This is a genomic window from Clavibacter phaseoli, from assembly GCF_021922925.1.
Taxonomy (GTDB): Bacteria; Actinomycetota; Actinomycetes; order Actinomycetales; family Microbacteriaceae; genus Clavibacter; species Clavibacter phaseoli.
Genome location: NZ_CP040786.1, coordinates 2,483,804 through 2,499,418, shown reverse-complemented (window position 1 = coordinate 2,499,418; position 15,615 = coordinate 2,483,804). Strand labels below are relative to the sequence as shown.

Annotated in this window: 14 protein-coding genes; 8 read left to right on the top strand and 6 right to left on the bottom strand. The window is 73.0% G+C overall.

All coding sequences use genetic code 11. The features are described from left to right. Window positions 1-20: 20 nt before the first annotated feature. Window positions 21-962 (bottom strand): ferritin-like domain-containing protein, encoded by a 942-nt coding sequence (locus FGI33_RS11710; protein WP_119456758.1) that lies wholly within the window; start codon window positions 960-962, stop codon window positions 21-23. Window positions 963-1,167: 205 nt separating this feature from the next. Here FGI33_RS11710 and FGI33_RS11705 point away from each other — a divergent pair, with 205 nt between their 5' ends. After that, window positions 1,168-2,262: a spore photoproduct lyase family protein gene (locus FGI33_RS11705; RefSeq protein WP_182623374.1), complete on the top strand. Its 1,095-nt coding sequence runs from the start codon at window positions 1,168-1,170 to the stop codon at window positions 2,260-2,262. 18 nt (window positions 2,263-2,280) lie between these two features. Here FGI33_RS11705 and FGI33_RS11700 read toward each other — a convergent pair whose 3' ends face one another. Further along, entirely contained in the window at window positions 2,281-2,835 is a 555-nt protein-coding gene (locus tag FGI33_RS11700) for a TetR/AcrR family transcriptional regulator (protein ID WP_194674900.1), read from the bottom strand. 60 nt (window positions 2,836-2,895) lie between these two features. On the opposite strand from FGI33_RS11700, the gene FGI33_RS11695 reads away from it, so the two are divergent. After that, window positions 2,896-3,624: an SDR family oxidoreductase gene (locus tag FGI33_RS11695; protein WP_119435180.1), complete on the top strand. Its 729-nt coding sequence runs from the start codon at window positions 2,896-2,898 to the stop codon at window positions 3,622-3,624. Between the two features lie 59 nt (window positions 3,625-3,683). Here FGI33_RS11695 and FGI33_RS11690 read toward each other — a convergent pair whose 3' ends face one another. After that, a complete protein-coding gene (locus FGI33_RS11690) occupies window positions 3,684-4,226 on the bottom strand; it encodes a hypothetical protein (protein ID WP_119435181.1) in 543 nt (180 codons plus the stop codon). A 249-nt stretch (window positions 4,227-4,475) separates the two neighbouring features. On the opposite strand from FGI33_RS11690, the gene FGI33_RS11685 reads away from it, so the two are divergent. Beyond that, complete coding sequence (locus tag FGI33_RS11685; protein ID WP_119435182.1) at window positions 4,476-4,868, top strand: hypothetical protein; 393 nt, start codon at window positions 4,476-4,478, stop codon at window positions 4,866-4,868. 75 nt (window positions 4,869-4,943) lie between these two features. Here the strand turns inward: FGI33_RS11685 and FGI33_RS11680 are convergent, their stop codons facing one another. From FGI33_RS11680 to FGI33_RS11670, 3 genes are all read right to left on the bottom strand, one after another. Continuing rightward, window positions 4,944-8,144, bottom strand: a complete 3,201-nt coding sequence (locus FGI33_RS11680; protein WP_237581929.1) for an alpha-mannosidase — start codon at window positions 8,142-8,144, stop codon at window positions 4,944-4,946. 63 nt (window positions 8,145-8,207) lie between these two features. Further along, the gene (locus FGI33_RS11675; RefSeq protein WP_119434869.1) at window positions 8,208-9,551 is read right to left on the bottom strand and encodes a 6-phospho-beta-glucosidase; all 1,344 of its coding nucleotides are present in this window, start codon (window positions 9,549-9,551) and stop codon (window positions 8,208-8,210) included. Further along, window positions 9,548-10,294 (bottom strand): DeoR/GlpR family DNA-binding transcription regulator, encoded by a 747-nt coding sequence (locus FGI33_RS11670; protein ID WP_237581928.1) that lies wholly within the window; start codon window positions 10,292-10,294, stop codon window positions 9,548-9,550. Before FGI33_RS11670 ends, FGI33_RS11675 begins: the two co-directional genes overlap by 4 nt. Window positions 10,295-10,497: 203 nt before the next feature. Between FGI33_RS11670 and FGI33_RS11665 the strand changes: the two genes are divergently transcribed. The 5 genes from FGI33_RS11665 (at window position 10,498) to FGI33_RS11645 (ending at window position 15,556) form a co-directional block, all read left to right on the top strand. Continuing rightward, complete coding sequence (locus FGI33_RS11665) at window positions 10,498-11,505, top strand: carbohydrate kinase family protein (protein WP_237581927.1); 1,008 nt, start codon at window positions 10,498-10,500, stop codon at window positions 11,503-11,505. Between the two features lie 82 nt (window positions 11,506-11,587). Beyond that, entirely contained in the window at window positions 11,588-12,874 is a 1,287-nt protein-coding gene (locus tag FGI33_RS11660) for an extracellular solute-binding protein (RefSeq protein WP_119435173.1), read from the top strand. Further along, window positions 12,871-13,869, top strand: coding sequence for a carbohydrate ABC transporter permease (locus FGI33_RS11655; RefSeq protein ID WP_119435174.1), 999 nt, complete (start codon window positions 12,871-12,873; stop codon window positions 13,867-13,869). Before FGI33_RS11660 ends, FGI33_RS11655 begins: the two co-directional genes overlap by 4 nt. Further along, a complete protein-coding gene (locus tag FGI33_RS11650) occupies window positions 13,866-14,795 on the top strand; it encodes a carbohydrate ABC transporter permease (protein WP_119435175.1) in 930 nt (309 codons plus the stop codon). The genes FGI33_RS11655 and FGI33_RS11650 overlap by 4 nt, the downstream gene beginning before the upstream one ends. Beyond that, on the top strand, window positions 14,792-15,556 hold the full coding sequence (locus FGI33_RS11645) for a glucosamine-6-phosphate deaminase (RefSeq protein WP_237581926.1): 765 nt from the start codon (window positions 14,792-14,794) through the stop codon (window positions 15,554-15,556). Before FGI33_RS11650 ends, FGI33_RS11645 begins: the two co-directional genes overlap by 4 nt. The last annotated feature ends 59 nt before the right edge of the window (window positions 15,557-15,615 follow it).

Genomic DNA, 15,615 nt, shown 5'->3' with positions numbered 1-15,615 from the left:
TCCCGGCCCGCACGGTGCCGCTAGTTGGCGGCGCTGGTGTTCACCGATCCGTTGACGCCGTTCGGGTAGAAGCCGCCGCTGGTGACGGCCTTGTTGTTCAGGTACACGATGTTGAGGACCTGGCCGGGCGTGCGGCTGAAGGCGATGGCGTTGGCGTCCGTGGGCACGAGGTTCGCGCCGCCGGAGACCGTGACGCCCTGGTCGAGGTCCGTGGGGCCGTCGAGCGAGTCGCGCGCGTTCGAGATCGCGTTGGCGGGCTCGGCGAGGCCGCGGGCGAACAGGTTCGTGCGGATGATGCCCGCGTGGTACGCCTCGACCGCGAGGATGCCGGCGGCCGCCTCGAGGTACGTCTTGTTGGTGATGAGGGGCGCGGCGCCCTTGTACGCCGTGACTCCCACGTCCTCGAAGATGAACGCGGCCAGCAGGAAGTTCTCCTGGTTGGCGAACGCGTCGAACGTGCCGCCGGGCTGGATCAGGCCGGCCGCCGTGGCCGCCGCCGTGAAGGCCGCGTCGAGGTCGATCGCGGGACGCGCGACCTTCGCCGATCCGAGCGCGGCGCGGAGGAACTTGACGTGCGCCTTCTCGTCCTGGGCGATCTCGTACGCGTACTGGCGGATCGCGTAGTCCTTGAACTGGACCGCGCGGCCGCCCTTGACGTTGCCGGGCGTCCCGACGCCCGAGATGTCGTTCGGGACGAGTCCGTTGCCGGTGACGGCGCGGAGGTAGAACTCGGCCTCGAGGTACTCGAGGTTGAGGGCGAAGTTGAGGACGGCGGCGTCGGTGACGGCGCCCGCGTCGGCCTCGGCCTGCGCGTCGGCGGCCTGGGCGCCCGTCGCGGGGATGAGCGCGGCGGCGCCGACACCGAGGCCGGCGACGCCGGCCGCGCTGAAGAAGCGGCGACGGTCGAGCGGCGACTGCGCGCTCCTGTCGATGGCCTGGGTGATGAACTTCCTGTCGAACATGTGACGCTCCGGAGGTCTCGGCGGTGGGCATGGCTCATCCATGAGCATCCGCTTCGCCCACGATCCACTCGCGTACCCACGGACACAAGGGCAGCGCCCCCGCTGCGGTGCGGGGATTCGCAGACGGGCTACGGGGATGCGGCCCCGGCCCCGCGTCCGGGGGTCGCCGGGCGGGGATGTCGGCGGTGGCCGATAGGAAGGATCCGTGACCGCACCCGACACCGTCGCCGATCCGCGGCCGCGACGCGCCCTGCTCGACATCACGCGCATCTACGCGGAGCCGGCGGCCCTGGAGCTGCCGCGCGGCCAGGAGATCGTGGGCGCCTGGCCCGACGCGACCATCGTCGAGGTGGCCTCGCACTGGGCCATCCCGGAGGTCCACGGCGACGAGGCGAATGTCGCGCGCTGGGTGCGCATCAAGACGGAGGCGCTCGTCGTGGGCGTCAAGAAGTCGCTCGTCACGCGGCCCAACGGGCGCTCGGCCGACTTCATCGCGCCGTCCACCGCGAACGGCTGCGCCATGGCGTGCGCGTACTGCTACGTGCCGCGGCGCAAGGGGTACAGCAACCCCATCACCGTGTTCGCGAACATCGAGCAGATCCAGCGCCACGTCGCTCGGCACATCGCCAAGCAGGGGCCCAAGGCCGAGCCGAACCAGTGCGACCCGGAGGCGTGGGTCTACGACATCGGCGAGAACAGCGACTGCTCCGCCGACGCGCGCGTGAGCCCGAACGTACGCGACCTGGTCGACCTGTTCCGCATGTCGCCCACGGCCAAGGCGTCGTTCGCCACCAAGCACGTCAACCGCGACATGCTCGAGTGGGATCCGATGGGCCGCACGCGCGTGCGCTTCTCGCTCATGCCGGAGGCCATCGCGCGCGTCACCGACATCCGCACGTCGCCCATCCCGGAGCGCATCGCCGCCATCGACGACTTCGTCGAGGCCGGCTACGAGGTGCACCTCAACTTCTCGCCCGTCATCCTCACGCCGGGCTGGCGCGCGGAGTGGGAGCAGCTGCTGCGCACGCTGGACGACACCCTGGCGCCCGCCACGAAGGCGCAGCTCGCCGCCGAGGTCATCATGCTCACGCACAACGAGCAGCTGCACGAGATCAACATGGGCTGGCACCCGAAGGCCGAGGAGCTCATCTGGCGGCCGGGCATGCAGGAGCGCAAGGTCTCCGAGAACGGCGCGATCAACGTCCGCTACCGCCGGGGCCTCAAGGGCGACGCGGTGGCCGAGTTCACGGCGCTGGTCCGCCGCGTCATGCCGTACTGCCGCATCCGCTACGCCTTCTGAGGGCCGCGGCCCACGGGATCAGCGGCGCGGCAGGCCCGCGACGTAGGCGCCGAGCACGCGCGGCGCGTCGAGCGGCGCCGCGTCGGCCGCACGGTAAAGCAGGAGGGCGTCGACGAGGCCCACGAGGTCCACGCCGTGCGCCCCGGGATCGTCGACGCCGATCGCCGTCAGGATCCCCGTCGCCGTGTCGACCAGCGCCGCGCGCACGGGCGCGGCGGAGGTGAGCGGGGCGCGGAGGTCCGGATCGTCGCGCAGCTCGGACAGGAGCGCGAGCCGCACCGCCTGCGCGTCGGCCCGCGCGGCCAGCCGGTCGAGCATCGCGAGCGCCACGGCCACCGCGGCGGCGTCGTCGAGGACTGCGGGCACGGCGAGGTCGCGCAGGTCCTCCTCGAGCTGCTCCGTGATCCGCGCCACGACGAGCGCGGTGAGCTCGCGGCGGCCGCGCGCGTAGTAGGTCGTGGATCCCGCGGGCACGCCGGCCTCGACGTCCACCGCGCGGTGGGTGAGGGAGCGGATGCCGCTCCGCGCGACCAGCCGGACGCCCGCGTCGGCGAGATCCTCGCGTCGTCCCATGTCGCCATCGCCTCCCCGACGAGCGTAGTGTCCTCTACATACGTAGAGGATGGAGCGGGCATGCGGGTGGCAGTGGTCGGCGGCGGGATCTCGGGGGCGGCGATCGCCCGAGCGGTGGAGGAGCGGGGCGGCGAGGCGCGGCTGCTCTCGCGCGCGACGGGGTTCGACGTGCTCCGCGACGATCCGCGCCAGGCGCTCGTCGGCGTCGACGCGGTCGTCGAGGCCACGGGCCTCTTCACGACGAGCGCGCGTCGCGCGACGCGGTTCTTCGAGGGTTCGACCCGGGCCGTCGGCGGCGCCGCGCGGCAGTCGGGCGCCCGGCACGTGCTGCTCTCGATCGTCGGCTGCACGCTCCCCGAGGTGCAGGGCTACGGCTACTTCGCCGGGAAGACGGCGCAGGAGGCGGCGGCGCGGGCGACGGGCGCGGACCTCGCGATCGTCCGCTCGACGCAGTGGCACGAGTTCGCGCGGCAGAACCTCGCGCGCATGCGGTTCGGGCCGGTGGCGCTGGTGCCCGGCATGCGGATCCAGCCGGTCGCGCTCGACGCGGTGGCCGGGGTCGTGGCCGACGTCGCGCTGGGCGCGCGGCCGGGGCCGGTCGTGGAGGTGGCGGGGCCCGAGGTCACGACGCTGTGGGAGATGACGCGCGCGCTCGAGGATCCCGGCGCGCGACCGGTGCCGCTGCCGATCCCCGGGCGGCTCGGCCGCGCCTTCGCCGGGGGCGCTCTGCTCCCCGAACCCGGCGTCGAGGTGATCGGGCCGCGCTTCGCCGACCGCGGCGGGCGCTGACGCCGGACACCACGACGGCGGGGCGCCCGGAGGCACCCCGCCGTCGTGACGCGTCTCGACTAGCTCTTGAAGCGGTCGATCCAGCCCGCGACCGGGCGCTGCTGCTCGCCCTGCTGGGCGGCGAGGATCACGAGCACCGCGGTGAGCGCGGGGATCGCCCACTGCAGCGCCTTCTGCTGCTTCTGGGCGCTGGCCAGCTCGTCCGAGCTGCCGGCGCCGGGCTCGGTGGTGCCCGCGGCGCCCTCGTCGGCGTGCTTCGCCATGCGCGTGCCGACGAGCGCGGAGTAGAGCGTGGTGCCGGCGGCGACGATGGTCAGCACGGCCTTCACGTTCGTGTTGGTGCGGGCCTCGCCCTGGGCCGCGAGGCGTCCCTTGTTCGCGTAGATCAGGCCGAGGCCGCCGATGGCGTGCGCGCCGAGGGCGGCGAGTTGCACGGGCGCCCAGCGAGCCCAGCCGATGGACGACAGGCGCAGGCGCTCCTGCGGCTGCTTCGCCTTCGCCGCCGCGCCGTTGAGGCCGACGGCGCCCATGAGGGATCCGCCGAACCAGGCCGCGAGGCCGAGGTCGTGCATGCTCCTGATGACGGTGTTGCGTTCTGACATGGTGCTTCTCCCGGGTCGTCCGAGACCGCCCGCGGGCGATCGCTGTCTGTGAGCTGGACGCTACGCCCGGGATCGAGCAGTGTGTCGGCCGCTGGCGGATGCCCAGGATCGCGACATCGCCTCCCGCCGGCGGGCTCCGTCGAGGATCCTGGGAGTCGCGCCGCGCGCCCTTGGCGTCCCTCCCGCGGTCCGGTTGGCTGGTCGCGGTGCCCGTCGTCCGACGGGCCCGACGACGAGGGGACGGTTGCCGTGGGCAAGGCGTGGATGGTCATGGTCGCGGCGGTGCTCGGCGGCCACGGGTTCGTGGGGCTCTTCATCGAGGGGTCGCACATGCTCGGCGTCCTCAACGTCGACTTCCCCGTCGACGTCCTCTGCCTGCTGAGCGCGATCGCGCTGCTCGTCGCCGGCACCCGGCAGCTCGGCCCCGGCGCGATCCGCGTCACGCTCGCGGCGTCCGGCGGGCTGTACCTGCTCCTGGGCGCGCTGAGCGTCCTGGATCCCCGGCTCGGCGGCATCGCGCCCACCGGCTTCACGATCGTCGACGACTTCCTCTTCTTCGGCATCGGCATCACGGGCCTCGTCCTCGCGCTCGTCCGCAGCTCGGCCGAGCCGCTGACGACGGGCGGCAAGCCCCTCAACTAGCGGCGCCGCCACGACGACGAGGGCGCGACCCGGCACCGGCCGGGTCGCGCCCTCGTCGTCGTGCGCCGTTCGGGGTCAGGCCCGGTGGATCCGCAGCGTGATCACCTGGAACGCCCGCAGCACGAGCCGCACGCCGCGGCCGTCGGCCTCGGGCTCGAACGCGATCGACCGCGGGAAGCCCTCCCCGAGCGGGCGCTCGAGCACGTCCACCTCGGTGAAGCGGTCGGCGGCGAGGTGCGCCTCGAGCCGGGTCGCGGCGCGCGCGCCCGTGGACTCGTAGAGCCGCACGATCACGTCGCCCGAGCCGTCGTCGGCGAGCTTGAGCGCCTCGATCCGCACGGTGCCGCCGTGCACCGAGACGAGGCCCGCCGCGGTGGGCAGCGAGGACGGGACGGCCGCGTCGGACGCGGGCGCGGATCCCACGGCGGACGGCGCCGCGACCGCGGCCGACGCGTCCGTCGCCGTGCCCGGCCGCACGACGCGCACGGGGAGGTTCTGCTCGAGCCCCGCGTCCACCGCGCCCTCGATGCCCACGCCCGGGACGAGCGCGTACTCGAAGCGGTGGTGGCCGATGTCCTGCACGGGGTCGGGGGAGCGCGCCGCCCGGACCAGGCTGATCCGCAGCTCGGTCTCGACCTCGCCCGTCGCGCCGACCGAGCGCGTGATGTCGTGGCCGTAGCTCTGCGCGTTGGTGAGGGCCACGCCGTAGCCGGGCTCCTCCACGTGCACGAAGCGGTGCGCCATGACCTCGAAGCGCGCCTCGTCCCACGACGTGTTCGTGTGCGTGGGGCGGCGGACGTGCCCGAACTGGATCTCCGCGCTGTGGTGCTGCGCGTGGATCGTGAGCGGGAAGGTCACCTTGAGGAGCTTCTCGTCCTCGAGCCAGTCGAGGTCGGCCGTGGCGTGGATCCGGGCGTCGTCGGCGTGCAGCGACACCCGCTGCACGATGCGCGAGCGCCCGAACTGGCGGACCACCTCGACGGTCGCTCGCAGCTCCGAGTCCTCGACGAGCTCGACCGAGGCCGCGTCGACGAGGTCGGTGCGGCTCGCGCGGTAGTGCGCGTCGACGTCCCAGGCGTCCCACGCGGTGGGGATGTCCTCGTGCAGCTGGAGCAGGTTCGCGGCGCGGCCGGCGGGCACGAGCTCGCGGTCGGCGTGACGCAGGTCGACGATCGAGGTGATCAGGCCGCGCGCGTCGAGCGTGACGCGCAGCAGGCCGTTGTCGAGGACGGTGCCCCCGTCGGCGCGCGTCGTGACGACGGGCGCGACGGGCTCCACCGCGACGAGCGGCGCGATGCCGCTGCCGGGCACCGCGACGAGCGCGAGCGCGGATCCGTCGGGCGCCTCCACGAGCGCGGTGCGCGCGTGGCCGGTCGAGTTCACCGCGAACGCGCCGGATCCGTCGCCCTCGCCGTCCGCGACCGCCTGCGCGGTGACGCGCGCGATGGCGTCGGCCACGAGCGCGTCGAGCTCGGCGAGGCTGCGCGCGTAGTCCTCCTCGTTCTCCCGGTGCACCCACGTGATGGACGAGCCGGGGAGGATGTCGTGGAACTGCTGCAGCAGCGTCTGCTTCCAGAGCCGGTCGAGCGCCTCGTACGGGTAGTCGGCACCCGTGCGGACGGCCGCGATGGTCCACCACAGCTCGGCCTCGCGGAGGCGGTGCTCGGCCTGGCGGTTGCCGCGCTTCTCGCGGGCGTGCGACGTGAACGTGCCGCGGTGCAGCTCGAGGTACAGCTCGCCGACCCACACGGGCGCGTCCGGGTACTCGGCCTCGGCCTTGCGGAAGAACTCGTCCGGGTGCTCGACGACGACCTTCGGCGACCCCTCGAGGTCGGCCGTGCGGCGCTGGCGCTCCATCATGTCGCGCGTGGGACCGCCGCCGCCGTCGCCGTAGCCGAAGGGCGCGAGCGACATGGTCGCCCTGCCCTTCTCGCGGAACTGGCGCACGGCGTGGTGCGTCTCCTCGGCCTCGAGCGTGGAGTTGTAGGTGTCGATGGGCGGGAAGTGCGTGAAGATCCGCGACCCGTCGATCCCCTCCCAGAAGAAGGTGTGGTGCGGGAACGTGTTCGTCTGGTTCCAGGACAGCTTCTGCGTGAGGAACCAGTCGAGGCCGGCGAGCTTCGCGATCTGCGGGAACGACGCCGTGTAGCCGAACGAGTCGGGCAGCCACACGCCGTGGGTCTCGACGCCGAGCTCCTCCTGGAAGAAGCGCATGCCGTGGGTGAGCTGGCGGATCATCGCCTCGCCGCCCGGCAGGTTGCCGTCGGGCTCGATCCACATGGATCCGACCGGGTACCAGGTGCCGTCCGCGATGGCCTGCTTGATGCCCTCGAACACCGTCGGGTAGTTCTCCTTCACCCAGACGTACTGCTGCGCCTGCGAGCACGCGAAGCGGAAGTCGGGGTACTGCTCGGCGAGCCGCAGCACGTTCGAGAAGGTGCGCGCGGTCTTGCGCTTCGTCTCGCGGATGGGCCAGAGCCAGGCGCTGTCGATGTGGGCGTGGCCGACGCCGCTCAGGGTGTGCGCGCTCGGCACGGCGGGGCGGGAGAGCACGTCGGCGAGCTCGGCGCGGGCGGCGGCCGCGGTGCCGACGATGTCGTCCATCGCGAGCACGTCGAGCGCGCGCTCGATCGCGCGCAGCACCTCGTGGCGGCGCGGCTCGGCCTCGGGCAGCTCCATCAGCAGCTGGTACAGCACCTCGACGTCGAAGCGCAGCGCCCACACCTCGGGCTCGAACACGGCGAGCTCGGCCTGGCGGAAGCGGTAGATGGGCTCGGCGGGCGCGGTCGCCTTGTCGCCGTACGGGGTCGGCACGAACTCGTTCACGAGGATGTCCGGGTTGCCCGCCGCCTCGACGAGGAAGCGCACCTGCTCGCCGCCCGTGGCCTCGTCGGCGAGGCGCACGTAGGTGTTGCGCGGGTGGATCCCCTTGACCGGCACGCCGTCCATGGTGTGCACGAGGCACTCGGCCTGGTTGCCGGGCCAGTCGCCGATGAAGCCCGGGTCGATGAGCAGCTCGACCGTGCGGCCGGCCCACTCCGCGGGTACCTCGCCCGCGACCTCGAACCACCACGTCGACCACGCGCGGCCCCACGGCTCGCCGAGCGCGAAGGGCGCGTACTCCTGCCGCATGGCCTCGGCGACGGGCACGGGCTCGTCGGGCGCCATCCACGCGCGGAGGGTCACGGGCGTCTTCGCGGAGTAGACGGCGGGGGTGATCCGCTCATCGAGAGCGCGGAGGATCCGCTCCTGGACGAGCTTCTGGTTCTGGTGCATGGGGGTCCTTCGGGAGGTGGGGATGCAGGCAGTCGGGTGGGCGCGGCGGGTGCGGCCGGCGCGTCAGCGGAGGTAGGAGAGCGCCGGGAACGCGTGCATCGCGTCCTCCAGCAGGGAGCGCGCGACCGTGACGGAGTCGACGAGCGGGTGGTGCGCGAGCGCGCGGACGGCAGCGGCGCGGGATCCGCCGAGGCCGGCCTCGATGGTCTGCCGCTCCACGTACTTCGCGTTGGTCACGAGGCCCACGCCGAAGTCGGGCAGCTCGGTGCCCTTGACCGGATGCGCGCCCGAGGCGTCGACGACGCACGGCACCTCGACGACGGCGTCCGCGTCGAGCGCCGCGAGCGTGCCGCGGTTCCGCACGTTGAGGATGAGCCGCGCGCTCTGGTCGTACGCGATGCCGCGCATGAGCGCGATCGCGACGTCCTCGTAGCCGCCCGAGACGAGGTCGTCCTCGTCGCGGTCGCCCATGCCGGCCGACTGCCGGTTGGTGGCCATGTAGGTGGTCTCCCGGTCCAGGCGCGTGCGCTCCCACAGCGCGAGCGCGGACACGTCGTGCCGGTGCTCGAGCTGCTCGTAGAACCGGCCCTGCTGCTCCACGAGGAAGGCGCCGCGGGTCTGCGCGGCGAGCTGGTCGGCGTGCCGGACCTCGCGCGTGAAGTAGTAGTAGTGCAGGTACTCGTTCGGCACGGCGCCGAGCTCGGTGACCCACTCGGCGCCGAAGAGCCGGCCCTCCTCGAACGTGCCGATGAGGTCGGGCCGGGCCATGAGGTCCGGCAGCACGTCGCGGCCGTCGACGCGGAGGCCGCGCAGCCAGCCGAGGTGGTTGAGCCCCGCGTAGTCGATGACGACGTCGTCGCCCACGACCCCGAGCGCGCCGAGCACGCGGCGGGCGAGGCCGATGGGGGAGTCGCAGATCCCGATGACGCGGTCGCCGAGGACGCGCGACATGGCCTCGGTCACGACGCCGGCGGGGTTCGTGAAGTTGATGACCCAGGCGTCGGGGGCCTGTACGCGGATCCGCTCGGCCAGGTCCATGACGACCGGCAGCGTGCGCAGCGCGTAGGAGATGCCGCCGTAGCCGACGGTCTCCTGGCCGATGACGCCGTGCGCCATGCCGAGCCGCTCGTCGCACGAGCGCCCGGCCATGCCGCCCACGCGGATCGCCGAGAACACGAAGGCGGCGCCCGCGAGCGCCTCGTCGAGGTCGGTGTGCAGCGTGATCACCGGGGCGTCGGCGTACGCGGCGGCCTGCTCGGCGAGCACGCGCGCGACGGCCGTCAGGCGCACCTCGTCGGTGTCGTAGAGGGCCACGTGGTCGACGCGGCCGGCCTCGTGGTCGCGCAGCAGCGCCGAGTAGACGAGCGGGACGCGGAAGCCGCCCCCGCCCAGGATCGTGAGCCTCATGCGACGGTCACCGACACTCCCTTGTCCGCGAGGCACTGCGACACCCGCTCGTGCGGGGCGGCCTCGGTGATCAGCTGCGTCAGCGACGCGGTGGGGGCGACACGGCCGGCGCCGGTGCCCGGGAACTTGGAGGAGTCGGCGAGCACCGTGACCCGGTCGCTCATCTCGGCCATCGCGCGCTTGATGGGCACCTGGGCCATCGTCGTGTCGCGCAGGTCGCCGTTGTCGGCGATGCCGCTCACGCCCACGAACGCGTGGTCGGCGTGCAGCATCCGCAGGCTCTCGGCCGTGAGCGGGCCGGACACCGAGCGGTAGACCGGATCCCAGTCGCCCGGCAGCAGGATGAGCCGCACCGCCCGGTCGTCTCGCAGCACGTCGAACGCGGCCACGTTCGCGGTGATCAACGTGACGGCCCGGCCGCGCAGCTGCTCCGCGAGGTGCAGCGTGGTCGTGCCGATGTCGAGCACGACCGACTGGCCGTCCTGGATCTGCGCCGCCGCGGCGCGGGCGATGCGCTCCTTGGCCTCGCGGTTGACCTGCTCGACCTCGGCGAAGGGCGCGTCGACCTCGACCAGCACGGCACCGCCGTGCGTGCGCCGGAGCGCGCCCTGCTCGTCGAGGCGGGCCAGGTCGCGGCGGATGGTCGCGTCGCTCGTGCCGGCGGCCTCGGCGAGCTCGGCGACCGTGGCGCTGCGGGTGGCGCGCAACCGGTCGAGGATCACGAACTCTCGGGCGTCTCTCATGATGTGAACATTAGCGCGCAGGATCAGTCAGGAACAATCTCGTAATGAACAAGCTCTTCCATCCATGTGCTCACATGGGCTAGAAACGTCACTACCGGTCGACGGCACCCGTCGACCTCGTCCCGCCGGCAGCGTCGCCGTCGGCGGACCCGCACCGCTCGCCACCCGTCGGCGCGGCGCCCACCCGAAGGAATGAGGTCCCCGTGCCCGCAGCCGCGCACCCCGAGCAGGTCCCCGCCGGGCTGCTCGTCGTGGGTCAGCTCTTCGCGGACGTCGTGTTCGGCGAGCTGCCGGGCGGACCGCGGCCGGGCCACGAGATCTGGACGTCGTCCTTCGGGCACGGCCCGGGCGGCATCGCGAACTTCGCGGTCGCCGGCGCGCGCCTCGGGGTGCCGACCGCCATCGCCGCGGCCGTGGGCACGGATCCGTTCTCCCTCCTGGTGCGCGCCGCGCTCGCCGCCGAGGGCGTGTCGCTCGACCGCCTCGTGACCCTCGACGACTGGGCGCTGCCCGTCACGGCGTCCCTCGGCTACGACGACGACCGCGCGCTCGTCACGGGCGGCGTGCCCTGCCCGCTCGGCTCCGACGCGCTCGTCCCGGGCGACGTGCCCGCGGCCGCCGCGGCGCTCGTGCACCTGGATCCGCACCGCAGCGCATGGATCGGCCGCGCGGCCGCCGCGGGCACCGACGTCTACGCGGACGTCGGCTGGGACCCGTCCGAGCGCTGGGATCCCGCGATCCTCGACCAGCTCGACGAGTGCCACGCCTTCCTCCCCAACGAGCTCGAGGCCTCCGCCTACACGGGCACGGACTCGGCCGTGCAGGCCGCCCGGGCGCTCGCCGCCCGGGTGCCGCTCAGCGTCGTGACGTCCGGATCCCGCGGCGTCGTCGCCGTCGACGCGGCCCGCGGCGAGGAGGTCGTGCGGCCGCCGCTCGCGGTGCGCGCCATCGACGCGACCGGCGCGGGCGACGTGTTCGGCGCGTCGCTCGCCGCCTCCGCCCGGGCGCCGTGGACGCTCACCCAGCGCGTCGACTTCGCCTGCCTCGTCGCGGGGATCACGGTCACGCGCCCCGGCGGCGCGTCCGGCGCCCCGCGGCTCGACGAGCTCGTCCCCTGGCTGCGCGCGCACCCCGAGGCCGCCGAGCCCGGCCGCTACGACTACCTCGCCGACGCCATCGACCATCCCGACGGCGCCCGCCTCCTCGCCTGACCCGGGCCGCGCCTCCCGCGCAGCGCCCGACCCGACCTCCCCGCTCCCGACCCGCCCGTCCTCCACCGAATCGAGAACCACCATGTCCCTCCTCCCCACCCGCCGCTCCCGCGCCCGGCGCATCGTCGTCGGCGTCGCGACCCTCGCGCTCCTCGCGCCGGCCCTCGCCTCCTGCTCGTCATCGTCGGGATCCTCGGCGGGCGGCCAGCTCGACCTGTGGATCTGGCCGGACGGCCTCAGCCAGACGGTGCTCGACAAGGTGCCGGACGAGGTCCCGGGCACGACGCTCAACGTCTCCACCATCGGCGGCGACTTCAAGCAGAAGCTCGTCACCACCTTCACCGGCCGCTCGGGCCTGCCGTCCGTCACGGGCGTCAAGGGCGAGGACATGCCCTACTTCCTCAGCGAGGACGGGCTCTTCGAGAACCTGGACGACCTGGGCGCGAAGGACGTCACCGACCAGTACCCGGCGTGGAAGCTGAAGGAGGCGACCACGAAGGACGGCCAGCTCATCGGCCTCCCCATCGACATCGGCCCCACCGCCCTCTACTACCGGGCGGACGTCTTCCAGAAGGCCGGCCTGCCGAGCGAGCCCGCCGACGTCGCCGCCGCGACCGCCACGTGGGACGACTACTTCGCGTTCGGGAAGAAGCTCAAGGCGGCCACCGGCGGGTCGATCTTCGTGGACGCGTCCGACGTCTTCACCAAGTCGCTCGGCCAGGGCACCACCCGCTTCGTCGACGAGGACGGGAACTTCACCGGCGACAGCTCCACCGTCAAGGCCGCGTGGGACCGCGCCGTGCTCGCGTACCAGGACGGCCTCACCGCGAACGTCACCGACGGCAGCCCGGACTGGGCCTCTGCCATCACCAACGGATCCCTCCCCGCGCTCCTCGGCGCCTCCTGGTACCAGGCCGACCTCAAGAGCGCGACCGCCGACACCTCCGGCGACTGGCGCGTGGCGCCCATGCCCGGCGGCCCGGCCAACATCGGCGGCTCGTTCCTCTCCATCCCGGCCGGCACCAAGGACCCGCAGGCGGCGTTCGCGGTGATCAAGGACGTGCTGAGCGAGGACAACCAGGTCACCGCCTACGCCGACAAGGGCATCTTCCCGTCGGCCACCGCCGCCTACGACTCCCCGGAGCTGCAGGAGGGCGACGACTTCTTCGGCGGCCAGTCGACCGTCGGGATCTTCGCCGACGCCGCCGCGAAGATGCCGACCGCCTACACGAGCCCCTACGACAGCCAGGTGCAGGCCGCGTTCGTCACCGAGCTGCAGAACGTGACGTCGCTCGGCAAGGACCCCGCCCAGGCCTGGACCGACGCCGTCGCCGCCGGCGAGGCCGCCCTGAAGACCGCGAAGCAGTGATCCCCGTCGCCGTCCGCCCGGGAGGGCGCCCGCCCGCGCCCTCCCGGGCGGGCGTGGGCACGCGGGGGATCCGCCGCACGTGGCCGTACTACGTCGCCATCGCGCCGTTCTTCGTGCTGTTCGCGATCTTCGGCCTGTTCCCGGCGCTGTACTCGCTCGTGCTCTCGTTCCAGGACTGGAACGGGCTCGGCACGGCGAAGTGGGTGGGGCTGGCGAACTTCCAGGCCCTCGCGGCCGACGGCACGTTCTGGCTGTCGATCAGGAACACGCTCGTCATCTTCGCGCTGTCGACGTTCCCGATGATGGCGATCGCCGTGGTCGTCGCGGCCATGCTCAACTCGGCGAAGCGGCTCAGCACCTTCTACAAGATCAGCTACTTCGTGCCGAACGTCACGAGCGTGGTCGCGATGGCGGTGCTGTTCGGATCCATCTTCGGCGACAGCTTCGGCCTCGTGAACGCGGGCCTCCGCGCGATCGGCCTCGACGGGGTGGCATGGCTCTCGACGCCGTGGGCCATCCAGGTGACGATCGCGATCCTCATCACGTACCAGTGGACCGGCTACAACGCGATCATCTTCCTCGCGGGCATGCAGGCCATCGGCACCGAGGTCTACGAGGCCGCCAAGCTCGACGGCGCCGGCGCGATCCGCACCTTCTGGTCGGTGACGCTGCCGCTGCTGCGCCCCACGATCCTCTTCGTGCTCGTGGTCTCGACCATCACGGGCCTGCAGAGCTTCACCGAGGCGCAGGTGCTCACGGCCTCCTCCAGCACGACCAACCCGAACTCGGGCGGCGCGGGCCAGGCCGGCCTCACGACCGTCCTGTACTTCTACCAGCAGGCCTTCAACTACAACCGCTTCGGCTACGGCGCCGCCATCGCGTGGGGCGTGTTCCTGCTCGTGGTGATCTTCTCCATCATCAGCTTCCGCCTGGGCGCGGAGAAGAAGGAGAGGCCCGTGCGGGCGCCCGGCCGGAGGAAGGGGCAGCGCGCATGAGCACGACCGTCCACGCCGCGGGATCCGCCGCGGCCCGGATCGCCGACCAGGCCTCCGGTCGCCCGCGGTCCGGCGAGGAGCGCACCGGACGGCCCGCGGGCCGTCGGCAGCTGCCGCCCGGCCGGGTGATCCTGCACGGGATCCTCTTCGCGGGATCCATCGTGAGCCTGTTCCCGCTGTACTGGCTCGTCGTGATGGCGAGCAACACCACGAGCGACATCTACAAGTCGCCGCCCGTGCTCGTGCCGGGGCCGCACCTGTGGGACAACATCCAGGCCGTGTTCCGCACGATCGACTTCGGCGGATCGCTCATGAACACCGTGATCGTCGCGGTCTCCGTGACGGTCCTCGTGCTGTTCTTCGACTCGATCGCGGCGTTCACGTTCGCGAAGTACGAGTTCCCGGGTCGGCGGGCGCTGTTCGCCCTGTTGCTCGTGACGTTCATGCTGCCCGCGCAGCTGTCGGTGATCCCCCAGTTCGTCACGATGATCAACCTCGGCTGGGTCGGCCAGCTGCAGGCGCTCATCGTGCCGGCGGCGGCGAACGCGTTCGGCATCTTCTGGCTCCGGCAGTTCATCGTCTCGAGCGTGCCGGACGAGCTCATCGACGCGGCCCGCATCGACGGCGCCGGGTTCTTCCGGCAGTACCTCACGGTGTGCCTGCCGCTCATCCGGCCGGGCCTCGGGTTCCTCGGGATCTTCACCTTCATCGCCGCGTGGAACGACTACCTCTGGCCGCTCATCGTGCTCAACGACCCGGGCACGCTGACGCTGCAGGTGGCGATGAGCCAGCTGAACAGCGCCCACGGCAAGGACTACGGCATGGTCATGGCGGGCGCGCTGCTCGCGGTGATCCCGCTCATCGTCGTGTTCCTCATCGGCGCGAAGCAGTTCATCGGCGACATCGCGAAGGGCGCGCTGAAGTGACGGCCGCGTCGACGCGCGCGCCCCGGATCACGGCCGTGGACGACGCGGCGGCCCTCGGGGTCGCCGCGGCCGACGTGGTGCAGGCGTTCCTCGGGGGAGACCCGGCGGGCGTGCTCGGCGTCGCGACCGGATCCAGCCCCGAGCCGCTCTACGCGGAGCTCGTCCGGCGGCACCGGGACCGGGGCCTCGTCACCGACGGGCTCTCGCTCGTGGCGCTCGACGAGTACGTGGGGCTGCCGGCCGGGCACCCGCAGTCGTACCTCGCGTTCGTGCGGGCGCGCATCGCCGAGCCGCTCGGCGTGCCCGACGCGCGCGTGGTCGTGCCCGACGGCACCGCCGCCGACCCGCGCGACGCGGCGGCCGAGCACGAGCGGCGGATCCGGCGGCTCGGCGGCGCGGGCCTGCAGATCGTGGGCATCGGCGCCAACGGGCACCTCGGCTTCAACGAGCCGGGTTCGCCGTTCGACGGGGTCAGCCGCGTGGTGCGCCTCGCGGAGGGGACCCGGCGCGACAACGCGCGGTACTTCGGCGGGGATCCCGCGCGCGTGCCGACCCACGCCATCACGCAGGGGATCGCGACGATCATGTCGGCCGGGCGGATCCTGCTCGTCGCCTCGGGCGCGCGCAAGGCCGACGCGCTCGCCGCCGCGCTCGCCGGACCGGTCACGGAACAGGTGCCCGCGTCGATCCTGCAGCGGCACCCGCGCGTGACCGTCGTCGCCGACCGGGCCGCGCTCGCGGGGCTCGCGACGCCCGCCTGACCGGCGCCGCCGGGCCTCCCGCGCACGCACCCTCCCCTCCGCGCCTCGGCGCGCCGACC